The 18,915-nt window shown below is 59.7% G+C and carries 13 protein-coding genes; 4 read left to right on the top strand and 9 right to left on the bottom strand.

The features are described from left to right. The first annotated feature begins 291 nt into the window (after positions 1-291). Together guaA and AC6R19_RS07585 are read left to right on the top strand one after the other, a co-directional pair. The gene (gene guaA, locus AC6R19_RS07590) at positions 292-1,869 is read left to right on the top strand and encodes a glutamine-hydrolyzing GMP synthase (RefSeq protein WP_500579191.1); all 1,578 of its coding nucleotides are present in this window, start codon (positions 292-294) and stop codon (positions 1,867-1,869) included. Between the two features lie 533 nt (positions 1,870-2,402). Then, complete coding sequence (locus AC6R19_RS07585; RefSeq protein ID WP_500579190.1) at positions 2,403-3,449, top strand: ATP-binding protein; 1,047 nt, start codon at positions 2,403-2,405, stop codon at positions 3,447-3,449. A 230-nt stretch (positions 3,450-3,679) separates the two neighbouring features. Here AC6R19_RS07585 and AC6R19_RS07580 read toward each other — a convergent pair whose 3' ends face one another. The 6 genes from AC6R19_RS07580 to AC6R19_RS07555 all read right to left on the bottom strand — a co-directional run bounded on the left by AC6R19_RS07580 (position 3,680) and on the right by AC6R19_RS07555 (position 11,308). Next, a complete protein-coding gene (locus tag AC6R19_RS07580) occupies positions 3,680-5,440 on the bottom strand; it encodes an SLC13 family permease (protein WP_500579189.1) in 1,761 nt (586 codons plus the stop codon). Between the two features lie 640 nt (positions 5,441-6,080). Then, positions 6,081-7,115, bottom strand: coding sequence for a hypothetical protein (locus AC6R19_RS07575; RefSeq protein WP_500579188.1), 1,035 nt, complete (start codon positions 7,113-7,115; stop codon positions 6,081-6,083). A gap of 10 nt (positions 7,116-7,125) precedes the next feature. Continuing rightward, a complete protein-coding gene (locus AC6R19_RS07570; RefSeq protein ID WP_500579187.1) occupies positions 7,126-8,607 on the bottom strand; it encodes an adenylate/guanylate cyclase domain-containing protein in 1,482 nt (493 codons plus the stop codon). A gap of 430 nt (positions 8,608-9,037) precedes the next feature. After that, positions 9,038-9,283, bottom strand: coding sequence for a hypothetical protein (locus tag AC6R19_RS07565; protein WP_500579186.1), 246 nt, complete (start codon positions 9,281-9,283; stop codon positions 9,038-9,040). 280 nt (positions 9,284-9,563) lie between these two features. After that, complete coding sequence (locus AC6R19_RS07560) at positions 9,564-10,106, bottom strand: alpha/beta hydrolase-fold protein (RefSeq protein ID WP_500579185.1); 543 nt, start codon at positions 10,104-10,106, stop codon at positions 9,564-9,566. 23 nt (positions 10,107-10,129) lie between these two features. Beyond that, positions 10,130-11,308, bottom strand: coding sequence for an alpha/beta hydrolase-fold protein (locus AC6R19_RS07555; RefSeq protein ID WP_500579184.1), 1,179 nt, complete (start codon positions 11,306-11,308; stop codon positions 10,130-10,132). A gap of 193 nt (positions 11,309-11,501) precedes the next feature. On the opposite strand from AC6R19_RS07555, the gene AC6R19_RS07550 reads away from it, so the two are divergent. Together AC6R19_RS07550 and AC6R19_RS07545 are read left to right on the top strand one after the other, a co-directional pair. Beyond that, positions 11,502-12,935: a winged helix-turn-helix domain-containing protein gene (locus AC6R19_RS07550; RefSeq protein WP_500579183.1), complete on the top strand. Its 1,434-nt coding sequence runs from the start codon at positions 11,502-11,504 to the stop codon at positions 12,933-12,935. After that, positions 12,889-13,539, top strand: coding sequence for a hypothetical protein (locus AC6R19_RS07545; protein ID WP_500579182.1), 651 nt, complete (start codon positions 12,889-12,891; stop codon positions 13,537-13,539). Before AC6R19_RS07550 ends, AC6R19_RS07545 begins: the two co-directional genes overlap by 47 nt. 374 nt (positions 13,540-13,913) lie before the next feature. Here AC6R19_RS07545 and AC6R19_RS07540 read toward each other — a convergent pair whose 3' ends face one another. The 3 genes from AC6R19_RS07540 to AC6R19_RS07530 all read right to left on the bottom strand — a co-directional run bounded on the left by AC6R19_RS07540 (position 13,914) and on the right by AC6R19_RS07530 (position 18,863). Next, on the bottom strand, positions 13,914-14,930 hold the full coding sequence (locus AC6R19_RS07540) for an OmpA family protein (protein WP_500579181.1): 1,017 nt from the start codon (positions 14,928-14,930) through the stop codon (positions 13,914-13,916). A 121-nt stretch (positions 14,931-15,051) separates the two neighbouring features. Continuing rightward, a complete protein-coding gene (locus AC6R19_RS07535; RefSeq protein ID WP_500579180.1) occupies positions 15,052-16,107 on the bottom strand; it encodes an OmpA family protein in 1,056 nt (351 codons plus the stop codon). Between the two features lie 200 nt (positions 16,108-16,307). Then, positions 16,308-18,863 carry a S8 family serine peptidase gene (locus AC6R19_RS07530; protein WP_500579179.1) on the bottom strand — a complete coding sequence of 852 codons (2,556 nt, stop codon included), beginning with the start codon at positions 18,861-18,863 and terminating at the stop codon, positions 16,308-16,310. Between the last annotated feature and the right edge of the window lie 52 nt (positions 18,864-18,915).

Genomic DNA, 18,915 nt, shown 5'->3' with positions numbered 1-18,915 from the left:
CTCGGGACTCGGGACTCGGGACTCGGGACTCGGGACTCGGGACTCGGGACTCGGGACTCGGGACTCGGGACTCGGGACTCGGGACTCGGGACTCGGGACTCGGGACTCGGGGCGGCCGCCATCCTGCTCCCCTCTCCCTCTTGCGGGGGAAGGGCTGGGGGAGGGGGCTTCCGGAACCAGATCGTGGCCACCGGCCGCTCCTACAAAGAAGCATCAGATTTTAATAACAAACGGACCCGCCGGGTCCGTTTGACGTTTAGGAACTCTCACCTCGTAAAAGTTGAGTAAACCATGAGCCAAGATATCCACGCCAGCCGCATCCTGATCCTCGATTTCGGATCCCAGTACACCCAACTGATCGCCCGCCGCGTGCGCGAACTGGGGGTCTTCTCCGAGATCCGCGCCTTCGATATGAGCGACGAGGAGATCCGAGAGTACAACCCCCGGGGCATCATTCTCGCCGGCGGCCCCGAGTCTGTGCCGGAACCCGGCTCGCCACGGGCGCCGCAGGTGGTGTTCGAGCTTGGCGTACCGGTGCTGGGCATCTGCTACGGCATGCAGACGATGGCGCACCAGTTGGGCGGCATCGTTGAGGGCAGCAATGTCCGCGAATTCGGCTACGCCCAGGTGAAAGTCGAGGGCGAGTCCAAGCTGCTGCACGATATCAAGGACCATATCGACGACGACGGCAACGCGCTGCTGGACGTGTGGATGAGCCACGGCGACAAGGTGGTGAAGATGCCGCAGGGCTTCGAGCTGATGGCCTCCACCGAATCCTGTCCTATCGCCGGCATGTACTGCGCGGAGAAGAATTTCTACGGTGTGCAGTTCCACCCTGAGGTGACCCACACCCTGCAGGGTATGCGTATCTACGAGCACTTCGCAATCGAGTTGTGCGGTTGTGAAAAACTGTGGACGCCGGCGAACATTATCGAGGACTCCATCGCCAGGGTGCGCGAGCAGGTGGGCAGTGGCAAGGTACTGCTGGGCCTGTCCGGCGGCGTCGACAGCTCGGTGGTGGCTGCGCTGTTGCACAAGGCCATCGGCGACCAACTGACCTGTGTGTTCGTGGACAACGGCCTGCTGCGCAAGAACGAAGGCGACCAGGTGATGCAGATGTTCGCCGAGAACATGGGCGTGCGCGTGATCCGCGCCGATGCCGAGGACCTGTTCCTGTCGCGCCTGGCCGGCGAGGATGAGCCGGAGGCCAAGCGCAAGATTATCGGCAACACCTTCATCGAAATCTTCGACCAGGAGGCGTCCAAGCTCAAGGACGTGAAGTTCCTGGCCCAGGGCACCATCTACCCGGATGTGATCGAGTCCGCCGCGGCCAAGACCGGCAAGGCGCACGTGATCAAGTCCCACCACAATGTGGGCGGCCTGCCGGAGGACATGCAGTTCGAACTGGTGGAACCCCTGCGCGAACTGTTCAAGGACGAGGTGCGCAAGATCGGCCTGGAACTGGGCCTGCCCTACGACATGGTCTACCGCCACCCCTTCCCGGGCCCGGGCCTGGGGGTCCGCATCCTCGGTGAAGTGAAGAAGGAGTACGCGGATATACTGCGCGAGGCGGATGCCATCTTTATCGAGGAACTGCACAAGGCGGACTGGTACCACAAGACCAGCCAGGCCTTTGTGGTGTTCCTGCCGGTCAAATCCGTCGGCGTGGTCGGCGACGGCCGCCGCTACGAATATGTGGTCGCACTGCGCGCGGTGGAGACCGTCGACTTCATGACCGCGCGCTGGGCGCACCTGCCCTATGAGCTGATCGAGAAGGTCTCCAACCGCATCATCAACGAGATAGAGCATATCTCGCGGGTGACCTACGATGTGTCCAGTAAGCCGCCGGCGACTATCGAGTGGGAGTGACCTGCCCGTGACTGGCACGGTCGGCATACATCCAATGCGGGCGGTTGGAATAGGGCTCCCAGTCGCCCGGCAGTCCCGGAAACGCGGCTGTCATCCAGCCCGAACCCTCCGCTACCACTTGAAGGTCCATATCGGGATGACACCACGCGTGTCACCATAGAGCCGCCGGACTGAAGCGGGGCGAGAACGAGTTCAGGGAGGCCCGGGGAGGCGGCCAGCTGCGCCAAGCCCTGTTCCCGGCCAGCATGAGCCATGACCTCTGCGCACGCCCATGCAGTTCGAACTGGGGGGAGCCGCTGCGCGAACTCTTCAAGGACGAGTCGCGCAAGTCCTTAAAAATCTGTGACGCCGATATCCGTTTTGGGGATGATTAAAAATTACACTGCCTTGTGGCGGCGCGTATCGGGGCGTTTCCATTTTGGTATTTGCCTGGGGCATCATCCTTCCGCGGTTCCTTTTGTAAACTGCACTGCCCAGTCGGGTCACGATCTGTCGCCGGCGTCTTCAAGGCCGCAACAAGAAGAAGAGTGCATATGAGCAGTGAACAGGCCCTCGACCGCGAAAGTTATTCCATTTTTGTCAGCGAAGTGCAGGAACTGTTGCGCTGTATTTCCACCGGCGTGAAGCGACCCCACGACCATATCGATTTGAACGATCTCTATCGTTTTGTCCACACCCTCAAAGGCGTGTTGGCGGTGTACGCCCTGGATGCAGCGGTGGCGGCGGCCCATAACATGGAGGATCATCTGCACAAACTGCAAACCCGCCGGGAGCCCCTGACCAAAATGGAGCGGCTGCGGCTGCAAAAGTCGGCGCAGAAGGTGGGCAGGGAGGTTGTTGCCGGCTTGCGCAAGCTGTCTGCGGCGAAGAACAGAAAATCGCCCAGGAGATCGCAGCCGAACGAGCAACTGGCGGTGGATGCCCGGCCATTGATTCCCATCCCACCGCAACAGGGCTCGGCAGAAAAGCTGCAAAACCAGACAATCCCCACTCTTTACGACAAGGTGCAGGTACCACCTAACACCACCATGGCGCCGGTGTTAAAAAAGTATTTGGATACCGCCGATATGCTGGCGCGCAGACTGGGCAAGAAAATCGACATCCATTTTAGCGGCGGCGAAGTGCCGTTGCCGCAAACCGGCATGACTTTGTTGTTCGCCAGCCTCCTGCATTTGATTCGCAACGCAGTGGACCACGGCATTGAATCCTCACCGAAGCGACTGGCTGCGGGCAAAGCGGAACGCGGCCGCCTGCACTTGATGGCGCGGCAGCACCGCGGCATGTTTGTGCTGTGCATCGCCGATGATGGCGCCGGTATTGATAGCCGCCAGGTGCGCAACATTGCCGTGCGCCGCGGCCTGATCAGCAAACGGGATGCAGCCCGCTCCAGCCAGGATGAATTGGTGAATCTGATTTTTCTGCCGGGTTTCAGTTTGAAGGAAAAGGTGACGGAAGTCAGCGGTCGCGGTGTCGGCATGGACGCGGTGAAGTACGCGGTGGAAAAGCACGGGGGCCGTATCCAGATCAAAACGGAAGTGGGCAAGGGCACAGCGATAAAGATTGTGATTCCCTATGTCTGAGGTTTCCTGCAGCCTGTTGAATCTGGAGCGCAGGCCCCATGGCCCTGGACGAACTGCCGCGGGCTGCCGGGGCGGGCGCGCCCTACGTCCTGGTGCTGCTCGACCAGGTGATGCCCGGGATGACGGGGCTGGAGGTTGCCGGGCGGATCTGCGGGGCGACGCCCTGTGAGATCTGCCCATCGTCCTCCTCTCCACGACGACCATGGACCTGACAAATGTCCAATGCAATTTTAAGGGAAAAATGGCCAAACAAGCATGGTGAAAATCGTACCCATGATTCCCACGATAAGGCTCAGTGGCAACCCCATTAGCCAATAATCAGAAAACCGATAATCGCCTGGGCTTAACACCATCGCATTTGACTGGTGACCAATTGGGGTTAAAAATGCACAGGAGGCACCCACTGCAACCCCCATTAAAAAAGGGTCAACCGACGCATCCCAGTCGCCGGCAATCTGTATGGCAATAGGTGCAAATATCAAGGCAACGGCGGCGTTGTTGATTAAATTTGAAAGCAACATGGTAATCATTATTAAAACAAAAAGATTGATATAGATTGGGAAATTCTGTCCGTAGTAGTATATTGATTGAGCGATTAACCTTGCCGTTCCTGTCGACTCGATTGCTTCACCAACTGGGATAAGTGCAGCAATCAGTATGATTATTGGCCAATTGATGCTGCGATAAGCTGTGTCAAGCCGCAAGCACCCCAACAATAACATGATGACTGCCGCCGAGAAAAAAGCCGCGTCGACCGTTACCATTCCAGTTATAATCGACAGTAGTGCAGAGCCAAAAACAATAAAAACCTTTAGTGTTTTTCTCATTGAGAAAGGTCGAACACGTGTTTCGTCAATGATAACGCTTTCTATTTGTGTGGCCTGTTCATGCGTTATTTCATTGGCAGATTTGATTAATAGTACATCGCCAGGTTCCAAGACGATTTCTTTAAGACGTTTGGTAATGGTCTTCTCGCCCCTGGAGATCGCTACCACTTCAAAACCATATTTTTCTTGTAGTTCTAATTCTCGGATATTGTTGCGGCACAGGAAAGAGTTTGGGAGTAACGTTATTTCCGTTAAGTAATGATCGGTAGGGCGTTTTTTTTGTCGTCGAGGCTCTAATGCCAGCTTATATTCATCTGAGATTATGCCGAGTGTCCACTTGTCAGTTTCCAAAATCAGAAGGTCATCCGGTTTGACGGAATAATGTTCTAGATTTTCATGGATCGCTTCCTCTTCCCTTATCAGTGCTATTAATTGTATTTTTTCTTGATATTGATTGATTAAGTGTGCCAGCTTAAGTTTGGTCAGTGGTGAGCTTCTGGAAACCCTTAATTCAACGGTAAATCGTTCTCGATTGATGTCTTTATTTTTGGTTTTTGTTAGAGGGATCAGCCGCCATCCTAAGCTGGAAATAAATATAATTCCAAGTATGGTCAACCCGATGCCGACTGGAGTGAAGGAGAAGAAGCCGAATGGTTCGGTTTCATATGTCGCCCGGTAATTTGAAATAATGATGTTCGGTGGGGTTCCAATTAGTGTCATTAATCCTCCCAGCAAAGAGCTAAAGGCCAGCGGCATTAGCATCAATCCCCGGGGAATGTTTTTCGTTCTTGCGATTTTCAGGGTGATTGGAATCATCAAGGCGATGGCTCCAACGTTATTTATAAACGCCGAAAGCAAAGCAACTGCTGTACATAAAATGGCGATTTGCTTCCAGATGACTTTCTTGCGTAGCGCTAAGCTTGAGGCCAACTCAGTTAAGATTCCGGTATTTTCAACCGATCGACTGATCACAAATATTGCCCCGACAGTAATGACTGCGGCATGGCTGAATCCAGAAAATGCCTTTGAAAAGGGGATGATCCCCAAAAGAACTGTGACCATCAAGGTTAGTGCAGCCACCAGATCATAGCGAAGAAAGCCAGATGCGAATAAAAATAATGCAGCAACCAGTATGGTGATAAGGCCGATTTGTTGAAGATCCATTTTCTTCTGTATTCCAATGTCCTTGGCAGAGATCCATAAGAGATTAGTAAAAATTGTCGCGCGATGTTTTAGGCGCATCTGTCGTCGTAAGTGTTCCCGTATGTATTTGCTGGGCCTTATTACGCTGAACTCCGCCTTGTTCGTTGGTCACGTTTTCAGCGTAGATCGACTCGACCTGAATTCCGGTAAAGAATGGTTCCATTGCTTTGGTGATCCGGTAGTCCGCTTTTTCGACCCCTCTGGCGCGAATAACTCCCGAGAACAGTAGGTGCCGATATTCGCGGGAACGCTAGTGGACACTTCCGTCGGAATGCAGGGCCAGCCGGGCCTCTGCCTGGCTACTGCCTCGGGAGAATCCGTGATCAGGCAGCTGGTCACGGCGGTGTGGAATGCCCACCCAACACTCTTACGCAAGGATAGATCCATAGATAGACAGACCCCTCCTTTATCCCGACATAGGTGATATCAGGCGCCCGCATGCAGCTTCTGCCAGGCTCGCCGGCACAGGGCCGTTCTACAGGGGAGCGCTCGCCAGTACCGCATTAATCGTACGTGTGAGCCTGCGCCCGTGCGCGCCTGCACTAGGGGCTGATTGAGAATGTCTCCAATCGTAACATTTGTGGTAAGGCGTGATTGGCGACTAAAGCTCGGTGGTGGGCGATGTCGACAGGTTTCGCAGGTTTTGCAGTACTTTTTCGGCCCGGGCGATGTTGGCCAGCAATTTGGTATTGTCCGGATCCAGGGTTTTGGCTGCGCGCCAGACGTCCAGAGCCCGATCGATATCGCCACGGCTGTATAAATCATTGCCCCGCTTGATCGCAGTTTCGACCCGGGCGTTTAACTGCGCCCGGAACTGCGATAGCAGGGGCGACAGTTGCGGATGCCGCGGCGACCGTTGTCGTAGCCGGCTCAGATGCCGTCGCGCACTGAGCAGATCGCCGGCGTCCAGCGCCCGCTGCAACTCCGTGACAGCCCCATTGTCGGAGGCCTTGGCTGGTTGGTGCTTCGCCTGGCGAAGCTGGCGGTTGACCAGGGCCAGGTCGCGCTCGACATCGTCGCTCTGATAGTCGTCGCCGTACAAACGCTGTGCAATCTGCAAACCGCGGCGGGCCAGCGAATAGTCCTGCCGTTCCAATGCCCGCTGTGCATGACGCTGCAGCGCTTTTGCCGATTTACGGCATTTGCGCTGATAGCTGTTCAATTCCAGCCAGGTCAACGGGCCGCGGCTGACCTGCCGCAGGCGCTGGTAGAGCTCGGCGTCTTTCAGCAACTGCTCGCCGCGATGGATCGCCAGGTCCATACGCACCAGTTCTTCGCGCAACTGGCGCCGCTCGGTCAATTGCTGCTGCGCTGAACTCAGTATCCGGCTGTCCGGCAGCGCGCGGATGACAGTACGAAAAATCCGCTCGGCGCCGCGCCAGTCGTCCCGTTGCTCGAGTCGGCTCGCGGCGCGGATGACGTTACGCTCAAACTGCTGGAGCCCGCTGTGCAATTGTTTGATTTGTCGCTGCTGGGCCGGCGTCACAATATCCAGTTTCTGCAACCGGTCGAGTTCGGCCGACTGCCGGCGGACCTGTTGCAGCGCGTCGGGCGGAAAACCGTCCAGCGCCTGCTGTTGCATCGGTAGAAGGCTGCAGGCCGGCAGCAGCGGCAATAGTAACAGCCATAGCAGCATTGACCTGGTATCAGGCATGGCCGATAGCCCACCGGTTTTGTTGATTGGCCTGATAGTTCAGCACTTCCTGCAGATTGGCCTGCAGCAGCGGCTGAAATTTTGGGTGGATATCCTGCACCGAATAGATCCTCACCGGCGCCGATTTGCCGCGGATCGGCAAGGTCTGTCCGGCCTGCGCGATGACGCGGGACTGCAGAATGTCAAGCAGTTCTTCTCGCACAATGATCTGATCCGGCCGGGCCACGGAGCATAACCTGGAAGCGAGGTTGACGGCATCCCCGACCACGGTGTATTCCATCCGTTCGTCGGAACCCAGGTTGCCGGCCAGCATCGCACCGCAGTTGATGCCGATGCGAAAATGCACCTCGGGCCGACGGTTGGCGCGGCGCTGCTCGTTTAGCTGCGCCGCCAGCCGCTGGATCAACACCGCGCAGCTGACCGCGTTGAATGCGTGCTCGGTATCGTCCTCCGGCACGCCGAATACCAGCATCGCACAGTCGCCGATAAATTTGTCGACCACCCCGCCGTACAAAGAGCAGGCACTTGAAATATAAGAGAAATATTCGTTCAACAGTTCGGAGACCTGACTCGGTCGCAGCTTTTCCGACATCGCGGTAAAACCGACGATATCGGCGAACAGCACGGTCGCCTCGACCGGCCGGCTGACCAGGCGGATCTCGTCCAGATTGGCCAATACCCTGTCGGCGACGTTTTTCGACACATAGCGGGAAAAGACCTGCTCCACCTGCGATTTCTTCAGAAGCCCGGCCGCCATATTGTTGAAACCTTCGAATAAAAAGCCGATTTCGTCGTTGCGCCGGTCGTCGATCCGGATCGCCAGGTCGCCGCGGTCGATGGCCCGGGTGGCTTCCATCAGGTGGTGGATCGGCAGCGACAGGCGCCGGCTCAGCCAATAGGCCAGCAGGGATGCCAGTAAGGTCATGGCCAGCGTGGCGTAGATAATCGCATCGCGGGCCCTGGCCGCGGCCCGATCCATCAGGGACGCCGACAAGGTCACCACCGCCGAGCCGACCCGGACATCCCGGTAGGTAGCCGGTGCGATAAAGCTGATCAGCCGTTCCGGCGGGCTGTCCGCCGTGCGCCGGAACCAGGGCCGGGACAGGACCCCGGCTGTATCGAAAACGGTATCTGCCCGGCCCGGCTGGATACCGGCCGCCGACAGCAATTCGCCGTTATGGGCGTAAATACCGGCGCCGAGGACTTTTTCATCCTGGCCCAGGTTGGCGGTCAGCATGCGCAGATTCAGGCTGTCCTCCGACAAAATCGGCTCACTGGCCAGTTTCGCCAGCTGCAGCGCCATGGTATGGCCGAAATCATCCAGTTGAGCGCGCATCAGGCGATTCTGGCTATTGGCGATAAACAGGCCCAGGCTCGCCATCCCCAGTGTCAGCAACAGGGTCATGACCAGCGCCAGTTTGAACGCAATCGGGATATGGTCGGGTAACAACCGATCCAGACGAGTTTGTAACACGCTGATGACGTTCCGCAGGGCGGCTTTGATCCTGGTTTTCAACTGGCGTGCTCCCCATTGCTAGCCAACTCCGAATACATCCTGGACTGTCGCCGGCGAGGATCACGCCTCGCGTCCGAAGCTGGAGGATGACCAGACCGCCTGGGCCTCCACCCGGCTCCACGACATACTGTATCGCCACAGACGGCGTGCGCTTATTCTGCCGGAACAGGGGGGCGAACACCAACGATCGCCTGCTCGCCGAGGACGGGCGTGGGGCTGATGACAACCGCACCGGATTGGTGTGTGAAATCCGCAACCGGAATCAACTGCTCCGCCGCATATCCTGATGGCCGGCTGTGGGGACGAGGTGTTAAAGGGCTTCAAGAGCGAGTGGGGGACCCTCTGGGGAGCGGCTGGTGATCGGCAGCCACGTCTGAAGAGTGGAAGATTATTCGGCGGCGGCCTTGATCAGCAGTTTCTCCGCCATCGCCAGCTTCGAGCGATAGTATTCCAGTGCGGGATCCGAGACGGCACTGGCCAGTTCGACGGCCCGGGCGTAGCTGGTCTTCACCTGTCGGAATTGCCCCGCCGCCCGGTAACCGTCCCCCAGGCTGTTGAAGGCGTTGGCGGACCTGGGAATCTCCGACAGTTGCTCGAAATGCGCGTCGACGATGGCCGTGCTGCCGCTTTCCACCAGATTGGCCAGGTTGGGAATTCGCCAATCGGCGTAATGTTAAAGCGGCTTTTGGTCATATGCCGGGCGAGTCGGACCTCCAGTTGTTTCAGGTTGTCGATATAGGCCGGATTCTTGGCGGTGTCACTGTCGGCGGCGCCTACATACAGCCAGCCCGTCCCGCCGTCGGCGATATTCTGTTCGATGGGCTCGACAAAGGTCTCACCGGGTTTGTAGCCCATGCCGATCATATCCGCGGCGGCGTAGAGAATGTGGGCCTGGAACAGGTCGGGGGCGTGGGTCAGGTTGTAAATGGGATCAGGCTGCTGCCGGACACCCCGATCAGCATGCGGAAATCCGCGGCGCGGTAGTGCTTTTCAAAAAAAGGAATCAGCACCTGCCGCAGGTGACGCTCGAAGCGCGCCGGATCGCCGTAGGGGCCGATTTGATCCCGGCTTTCCCACATGCCGTTGGTGTGTATCTCGGGAATATCTCCGCCGTAATCCAGGCTGACCACGATGGATTCGGGCATACGGTCCAGTTCCCCGAGATGTTTGACGATGCCGGTCAGGGTGTGGAAAAAGTGGGTTCCGTGCGCGCCATTGGCGACAATCAGCGGGTAGGTGTGTTCGCCGGAGGCCTCGCGAAAAGTCTCCGGCAGGAACACCTGAAGACTGACTTCCCGCCCCAGGACCTTTGAGGGCAGCGTAATCCGCTCGGCGTAGTGTATGGGTTCGCCCTGGATACCCGTCGTTACCTTTGCTGGCGTGCCCGGTTCTGCGTCGGAGTAGGGTGCACAGGTCAGAGTTGCGATAAGCCCGGCCAGTAAACTGTATATTTTCACGGTTTCGACGCTTTGTTGGAGTCTTATTGCTGCCGCGCTGCCAGCCGGGCTTTCACCTGTTGCAAATGTCGCTGGTAGTGGTTGAGGGAAGGGTGCTTTTGTTCCCGTCCCTTGCGCGCTGCGGTCTCCAGTGCGGCAACCGCCGCTTCGAGTTCGTCGTTCGCCAGTAAGGCGTCGGCCAGGCTGTCGTAGGCGTTGGCGGAGTCGGGAAAGATTTCCACATTGGCGCGAAAGAATGTCAGTGCTCGGTCGGGTTTCCCCTGGCCCAGCGCGTGGTAGCCCAGCCGGTTGATCGCCGCTTCGGGGGAAAGGGGATAGCCATACTTTTCCTTCGACAGGCGCCGAAAATGCGCCCGGATGGCATCGGCGCCTTTCTTCGCGAGATCCGACTCCGGATCGATCCGCGTGTCGGCAAACAGTTTCTGCAGGGCATTGTTCAGCGACCGACTCACCACCGACATGTGGTTGTCTGCCGGATAGATGTCACTGTGCCAGTCGAGATCCTTCGGCGCATCCCCCAGCAGGCCGATGAAACTGTCGTAGTGGGGCTTCAGCGCCGGCTCGTCGCCCATGGTGGTGTAGAGAAATACCGGCAGGCTGTCGCGCTGCTTGAAAAAGCCCTTCGCGCGCCCAATCAGTTCCGGCTCGGGAGCGCCTCGCGCCAGCCAGGGGCTCATGGCAATATAGCCTTGGAACAGCGACGGTTCCCGGATCAACGCGTGCAGCGTGAACAGGCCTGCCAGCGAGTGCCCGGTCAACATTCGATAGGGCCGGGTGCGATAGTGTTTGTCGATGTGTGGAATCAGTTCGTCGGACAGAAAGCGCAGGAAACGGTCGGCGCCGCCGCCCCGGCCGTTTTCCGGGTCGACGGAAGGGGCCAGGTCGCGCACCCGATCGACATTGTGGATGCCGACCACAATCACTTCCGGCATTTGCGTCGATCTCTGGCTCAGCCAGTCCACGATGCCGGTCAACAAGTGAAAATGGGTTTCGCCGTCGAGCGCAAAGATCACCGGGTAGCGCCTGTCGCCGCTGCTTTGGTAGCTGTCCGGCAGCCGAACCAGCAGCGGCCGCTCCTCGTTCAGGACCTCGGAATGAAGGCTGGTGCGCTCGCCGATCACCACTGGCTCACCCGCGTGGGATTGAACGATCAGGGAGAAAAGAAACAGCAGGCCGCACAGCCCGGCAGTCAAAATTTTCATAGGCCATCTCCGCATCGGGGTTCTTGTCGAGCGAGACAATAGGGAATGCGCCTTTCGTTAAATTGAAATATGGCTGATTTTTGCCTGATTTTTACCTGATTTGTATAACAAGTGATCTTAACGGGTGTGTTATTGATCAGGGTGGCGATATGTTGGATATTGTGCCGCTGTATAGCTGACGGATTCCTGAGCCGTGAAGAATCAGTATTGGGTCGGCGATTGTTTCGTGGACCTGTCCAGAAATCACATCGAACGCCAGGGGCTGGGCCTGTCTCTGCAGCCCAAGGTGCTGGCAGTCCTGACGCTCCTGGCCCGAAACGCGGGACAGGTGGTGAGCCAGGATACACTGATGTCGGAAGTCTGGTCCGGCCGCTATGTGGCACCCAACACTCTGCAGCGCTGTATCGCCCAATTGAGAAAGGCTCTGGGGGACGACAGCCGCGCGCAGGGCGTGATCAAAACCCACGCCAAGCAGGGCTACAGCCTGGAGGTGGAGGTCCGCTGGGAAAGTCGGGCCCCGTCGAGAGCATCCGGAAAGGCGCGCTGGCGCTGGCCGGCGCTGGTGGCTGTGGCACTGTTGGTGATCGCGGCGGTCCTGGGCTTTCGGGGTCAGGCCGCGAATTACCGGCAGATGACTCCGGTCACCGCCAGCGACCAGAAGGAGTTTTACGGCAGCTACTCGCCGGATGGGCGCTACCTGGTGTTCCACCGCTATCGCGGTGTCTGCGAAAACCACCTCTGGGCCAAAGACCTGGAGACCAACCGGGAATTCCGCTTGACGGAAAAGCCCGGCCACTACGGCTCCCACGGCTGGTCGACAGACGGCAATCAACTGGCGTTCCCGCAACAGGTCAACTGCCGCCGGGAACCGGTCGAGCGGAAACAGTGCTGGCGCCTGCAGACGCTGGATTTCGCCGCCGCCCTGCGCTCGCCGCAACCGGTGGTGGAACGCCTGGATTGCGAAACCCGCCGCATCTCATCCCCCCGCTGGCTCAGCGACGGCCGCATCGCCATGCTCCAGTACGCGGACGACCGCGCCAGCCTCATGCGCTACGACAATCGCCGGGGCCGACTGAAAACGCTCTACACCCCGCCGGCGGGGGAGATCTCCGGCTACGATTACTCGCCGGCGCTCGAGCTGCTGGCGGTGGTGGAGCTTTCCGCCGATGGGGAGCCCTGGCTGGTGCTGGTGGACCCGGCGGGCAAACCGCTTAGCCGGGTCGAGATCCGGCGCCCGAAAGAATTGTCTTTTTACCAGGAACTGGAGCCGGTGTTTCACCCGGACGGCGACCGCCTGCTGGTGACCACCGACCGCGGGCTTTATCGGCTGTCGCTTGACGGCCGACTCAGCCCCGTCGCCGTGCCGCGCACACAGCGCCTGTACGGTGCCAGGTTTCACCCGCAGCGCAACACCCTGGTGGCCACCCACGGCCTGGTGGACACTGACATCGCCCGGATCCCTCTGACAGCCGGGCCGCCACAGCCCGCACCTGTGGGCTTCAACGAAGTGTTCCAGCCCTATCCCAGTCTCGCCCGCTCCACGGCGTTCGACAGTGCCGGCCGCTTCCAGCCGGGTGGTGATGTCCGAGCGCTCGGGTTCGAGCCAGCTGTGGCTGTTCGATGGTGAGCGGAGTAAGCAACTGAGCCGTTTCGAGCCAGGCAGCCGCGTGGCGGGTTTCGACTGGGCGCCCGTCGGCGACCGGCTGGCCGCCGTGGTCGACGATCGGCTGATGATAGTGTCCCTTGAAGGTGAGTCCATGGAGCTCGAGACCGCAATGCCGATCGAGCAGCTATGGCAGTGGGGCCCGGACGATCGGTTGTTGCTCGAAGGCCGTTCATCCGGTATCGAACAACTTCTGGTCTACGACATGGCCGGGGGGCAGATCGACGAAACCGGCATCGGCGGTGTCAGGTGGGCGGGCTTTGCCGGCGACGAGTTGGTTTACCTGGACTCGCAGCGGATACTCTGGCGCCAATCAGGGTCCGGCAAGCGGACCCTGGAATTGCCGTCCGGCCAACTTTACGGCAAGACCTTTGCGCTGCGCGATGGCGCTCTCTACGGCATCAACTGGCAGGATCGGCTGTGGCGCTACGACTTGATTCGCGATCGGTTCGAGATTGTCCTGGAGCTGGATCCACAGATCTGGTGGCTCAGTGATGTCCGCGACGATCAGTTGCTGGCGGTTCAGGGTATCTCGGCCCGCAAGGAGATTGTTGAGATCGCCGAGTAGAGGGGATTATGAGTGTCGGGGTTCGCCCGCCCAGCCACCACACTTTCCACAGCCAGATTACAGCCGGTGACAACCGGTATTTAGCCTTTCTTTTTGTCAAGCCCGATTTATTACGCTTTGTAACTCGTTGATTTTTAAACGCTTCTGGCTTTGATTAAATTTTCCTCACAAAAGGGTTACAACGGTGTCACGGGCGCTGGCGGCATTTTCCCGGGGATTGTTCACAGAGATATCCACAGATTCTGTGGACGGGGATAGATCGGGATCGGACATTTATCCAATCGTGAGGCTGAAAATGTGAACGACCGGGTAGTCTGCGTAAGGGAACCACAGAGCCCGGCAAGGCCGGGTCCTGCGGAGCATTGCTGCTCTGGTTACTGGAAGCGCAGTTCCACCCGCCGGTTCTGTGCGCGGCCCGCGTCGGTATCGTTGCTGGCAACCGGCTGTTGTTCACCGTACCCCTTGGCGGTGATGCGCGAGGCGGCGATGCCGTGATCGACAAGATACTGGCGCACCGATTTGGCGCGCTGGTCCGACAGGCGCAGGTTGTAGGCATCGTTGCCGCGGCTGTCGGTGTGTCCGGCGACTTCCACATTGCTGTCCGGCTGGCTGTGCAGTGCTTTTACCACTTTGTCCAGAGACGCAGCGGCGGCGGGAGTCAGCTTGGCCGAGTTGAACTCGAAATGAATGTTTTCCAGGGTGATGGTTTGTTCTTTGAGGGCGCAGCCGAACTCATCCACTTGGGTGCCGGGCAGGGTGTCCGGGCAGCGGTCCCTGTCGTCGATGACACCGTCGCCGTCCGAGTCCCGCGGCGGCTGTGGCACCGGTGCGGGAGCCGGCGGGGGGACCGGCGCCGGTGGCTTGGACAGGGGAATGCTGAGCCCCAGGCCGAAATGCCAATCGTTCATGTCACCGGCGAAGTAGTCGCGCAGATAGCGGACTTCGGCGCGCACCTTCAGGCCGGCATTATTGATTGGGGCGCTGACAAAACCGCCGCCGAGGTTGAGAAAAGCGTCGGTATCAGAGCTGCCGGGGCGACCGTTATTGACTGTCGCGCCTATGCCGCCCAGCAGGAATGGAGTGTAGCCAGTGCGGTCCCCGAATGCGTAGACGGCGTCCACGCCGAGCCCGGATGTGTAGAGGTTGCGGCCGCGGAAGATGCTCTCGCCGTCGGCGCGCAGGCCGAAGGCCTGCACCTCCATATACCAGGGGCCGCCCCAGCCGTGCCCGTAGAGGACGCGCGCTCCATAGGCGGGGTTGTCGCTGCTGCGGTCGCTGTCCATGCGGCTGATCACCGCCATCAGATCCACATAGTTATCGCCAGTATCTGCCAGGACGCCGGAGGCGGCGAGACAGAGGGTCAGAGGGAGTACCCGAACAGCCTTTTTCATTTTGAATGATTTCCTTTGCATTTTGTGAAACGTCCTTGTTGCAATTCGGCACAGTGTCGATTGTTGCCGCCAGTTGGCTCCCGGCCACCGTTTGGTAGCCCCTTCTTTATCTTGCCGGGGTTTAACGGAAGCGCATTTCCACGCGCCGGTTCTGTGCACGGCCGCTTTCGGTCGCGTTGGAGGCCACCGGCTGCTGTTCGCCGTAACCGTTGGCGGAGAGCCTGCCGGCGTCGATGCCGTTCCTGATCAGGAAGGTGCGTACCGAGTTGGCCCTGCTCTGCGAGAGTCTCAGGTTGTAGCTGTCGTTGCCCTGGCTGTCGGTATGGCCGGCGATCTCGACTTCGCTGTCCGGCTGGCTGCGCAGGGCGCGGACCACGCGGAGCAGAGCGTTCTGCGCATTGGGGGTCAGGGTGGCGGAGTTGAACTCGAAATGAATGTCTTCCAGGGTGATGACCTGGTTGGCGATCACGCAACCCTCGCTGTCGACCTGGGCGCCGGGTAGTGTGTCGGGGCAGCGGTCGTCGCGGTCCAGGACACCGTCGCCGTCGGAGTCCGCCAGGTTCACTTCCACCGGGCCGAAGTCCTTCGGTGGCGGTGCCATGGCGACGATGGGCGGGGGCGGGCAACGCAGTGGGATGCTGATGCCGAAGGCCAGTTGCCAGTCTTCCATGTTGTCCTTGAAGTAGTCGTAGAAGTAACGCACTTCGGCGCGCAGGCGCACGCCGCGGCGGGAGATTTCCTGGGTGGTGAGGCCGGCGGCAACGTTGAGGAAAGCGCTGGTAGTGTCGTCCTCGTCCGGCAGCACGTCGTCGTAGACGGCGCCGAATCCCCCCAGCAGGTAGGGGGTGTAGCCGTCGCGGTCGCCGAAGTTGTACACCACGTCAAAGCCGACGCCGTACATGTAGAAGTCCGTTTGGTCCGAGAATTGCTGGGTGTCCACGAAGTCTTCCGTTTCCAGGATGGAACCGAAAACCTGCACCTCGGAATACCAGGGTCCCTGCCAGCCCCAGCCGTAGGCGGCGCGCAGGCCGCCGGCCTGGCGATCGGTATTGCGGTCCTTGTCGACGCGGCTGATATAGGGTGTCAGATCGAAGTAGGCGTCTTCCGGCCCTTCGGCCGCAGCCGGCGGTGTGGCGATGACCCCGGCAGACGCAATAAGGAAAAAGAAAAGGCGCATACGGAAAAAATCCTTTTGTCGGTGTTATTGGATCCGCGGAGCGTCGCGGGGAATTATTCCCAAAGTCCATTTTGGGGCGGGTATTTTGTTCCAAGAAAATATGTAGCCTACCGAGCAGATATTTCCACTAACTTGTCGTTAAAAACTTGGAATAGGAGGAACTTAGGGACAATGGCGGCGATTTTGCAGAGGTATTGGCACTATCGTGCGTTTACCGGGGAGCTCGTCCGGAGGCGAATAGGTCCCGGCGCGCCGCTTTCGATGCCGCTGTCGTAGCCGACGGAAAAATCCTGGCCGTCGAGGTTTTTGTCCAGCTTGATCGGGCTGGAGAAGTCCGTTGCGGGAAACATCCCGCAGGCTTCTCCAGGGCCGCAGATAGAGCCGTCCCCATCGATATCCGCACCGGCGGCGAGCAGGTATTCACCGGCCGGCACGGCGGAAAAATCGAAGCGGTATTTGCCCCCGCTAACGGATTTTGCCGTCTGGGCCACTATTTCCATGTCCGCGGAGCCGTCCCCGGGTTTGAGGAGCAGGATGTACAGGTAGCCCGCATCGGCATCCGTGCCCGAAGTGTCCACCTTCATATTGGCGCGGAGCTCGAAATCGCCGGAACCCTCTACCGGAAAGCGGACACTGCCGGTGTAGGTGCCGTCTCCCAGCCCCGCGCGGTCGACTCCGATGCGGTAGCGGCCGAAGCCGTTGCCGTCGGTCTGCACCGCCTCGACGGCGCTGATCCATTTGGCGGCGGTAGGGGTGCCACTGATTTTCGCCCCCTCGGCGCCGATATTCTTTATTTCCACATCCAGCGCCGTGTGCGTGCTGCCAAAGTTCAGGCTGTCCGGCTCGGCCACCAGTACGGGTACCGTGACGGGACCCGAGGCTGCCTCGATGGCCTTGTAGGCGTCGATCAGCCCCATGCCGAACAGCTTGTCCTTACCGGCGTCGCCGATGTCCCTGGTCAGTTTTCCCTGCGCCAGCAGCGCGTCCACCTTGTCGGGGGACAGCTCTTTGTTCACCGCTTTCATCAATGCGATTACCGCCGCCACATGGGGGCTGGCCATCGAGGTGCCGTGCATGAAACCGTAGGTCGCCGACGGTGTCGAGCCCTTCTCGACATGGGTGCTGATCACCCCGTCCCCGTAGCCGTCGCCGTTGGCGTCCATGCTGCTGTTTCCGCCGGGTGCAGCCAGGTCCACCCAGCTGCCGAAGTTGGAGTAGGGGGCCTTGTCGCCATTGTAGTCGGTGGCGCTTACCGCCACTACGCCGCTCATCGCCGCCGGATAGTATTCGGCTTCGGCGCTGTCGTTGCCCGCTGCGGCCACAACTATCACGCCGGCGGCGCGCGCGTCGTCGATGGCGTCTTGCAGGGTTTGCGAATAGCCACCACCCCCGAAGCTCATGTTGATGATATCGGCGCGCTTCGCCGGCCGGGTGCCGGAATCGTTGGAGAGGCCGGCGGCGTAGCGCACCGCCTGGGCGATGTCCGCGCTGCTGCCGCCGGCGTTGCCCAGCACCCGCAGGGGCATGATGCGGGTCTTCCAGCCGGCGCCGCTGACCCCCGTGCCATTGTCGGTAACTGCGCCGACAGTGCCGCCCACATGGGTGCCGTGCCAGGCGGTGCCGTTCTGTTGTGTCTGGTTGCCCGGGTCTTCCGGGTCGCCGTCGATGCCGTCGCCGTCTCCTGCCTCCCCCGCGTCGCTGACAAAGTCGTAGCCGGCGACCAGTTTGCCGCGCAGATCCGGGTGGCTGCTGAAAATGCCGCTGTCCAGCACGGCGACGATGACATCGCTGCTGCCGGTGGTGACATCCCAGGCCTGGGGCAGGCGAATCTGGCGGTAGTGCCACTGCAAGTAATTGTGCTGGTCGTCGGGTGTCACTGCACTGCGGTAGACATAATTGGGTTCCGCCCATTCGACGAATTTCTCCGACTGCAGGCTCTTTACCGCTGCCAGGGTGTGCAGTTTGTTCCTTAGTGCCTCGCTGGCGGTGAGGTGCAGGAATTCCATCCCGGCGACAATGGGTGCGAGATCCCTGCGTACAAGCCGGTAGGCGGATATGTCGGTGGCGACTTTCCTGCTCAGCGGTTCCAGCCCCCTGGCAGCCAGCCACTGTGGGGAGGGGCGGGATTTCCACTTGATCAGCATTTCCCCCGGGACGAACTCCTGCCCCACCGAAGGGCTGGCGGCGGCACCGTTGCCTGTGTCCAGCTTTAGCGTGTAATTACTGATGCCCGCCTGGGCCACCACGCGAAGCAGGAAGTCGCCTTCGGAGGGAATCGCAATGGATTCACTGGCGCCGGAGCCGGTGCTGGAGTCGATGGGATTGCCGGTGTCGTCCGGGGAATAGAGGTAGAGATCCAGGTCGACTGCCGAGGAGTCCTGGCTGTCAAATTTGTGAATGCGGAGTTCCAGGCTCTGCCCCGGTGAGGCGGAGATGCTGAACCAGTCTTCCCGGTCGGCGCTGCCGGAAAAACGCTGGCCGGCCTGGCCGGAGCCCTCGGCGCTGACAAAGCCTCCCAGCAGGCTCGGGTTGCCCGGAAGCTGGGCGTAGTCCGCGTCGTCGTTGCTCGACGACGGCGCCTGACTGTCGTTGGTATCCGAGTCGACACCGCTGAACCGGGCCGCCGTTACGGTGCCGGAGACGTTGAACAGGACGCTGTCGCTGGACTGGCTGCGGCTGGAGCCGTCGTTTCCCCCTCCACAAGCCACCAGCGCGGATACGCCAACGGATACCAGAATGCGGGTCAAAAACTTCATGACTGCGCCCGCGATAAATCCCTTTACTGCTGAAAACATACCACTCGTGGTA

Source organism: Microbulbifer sp. SE14 (genome assembly GCF_059834885.1).
The sequence above is the reverse complement of the archived record's forward strand: the minus strand, read 5'-3'. Positions and strand labels throughout refer to the sequence as shown.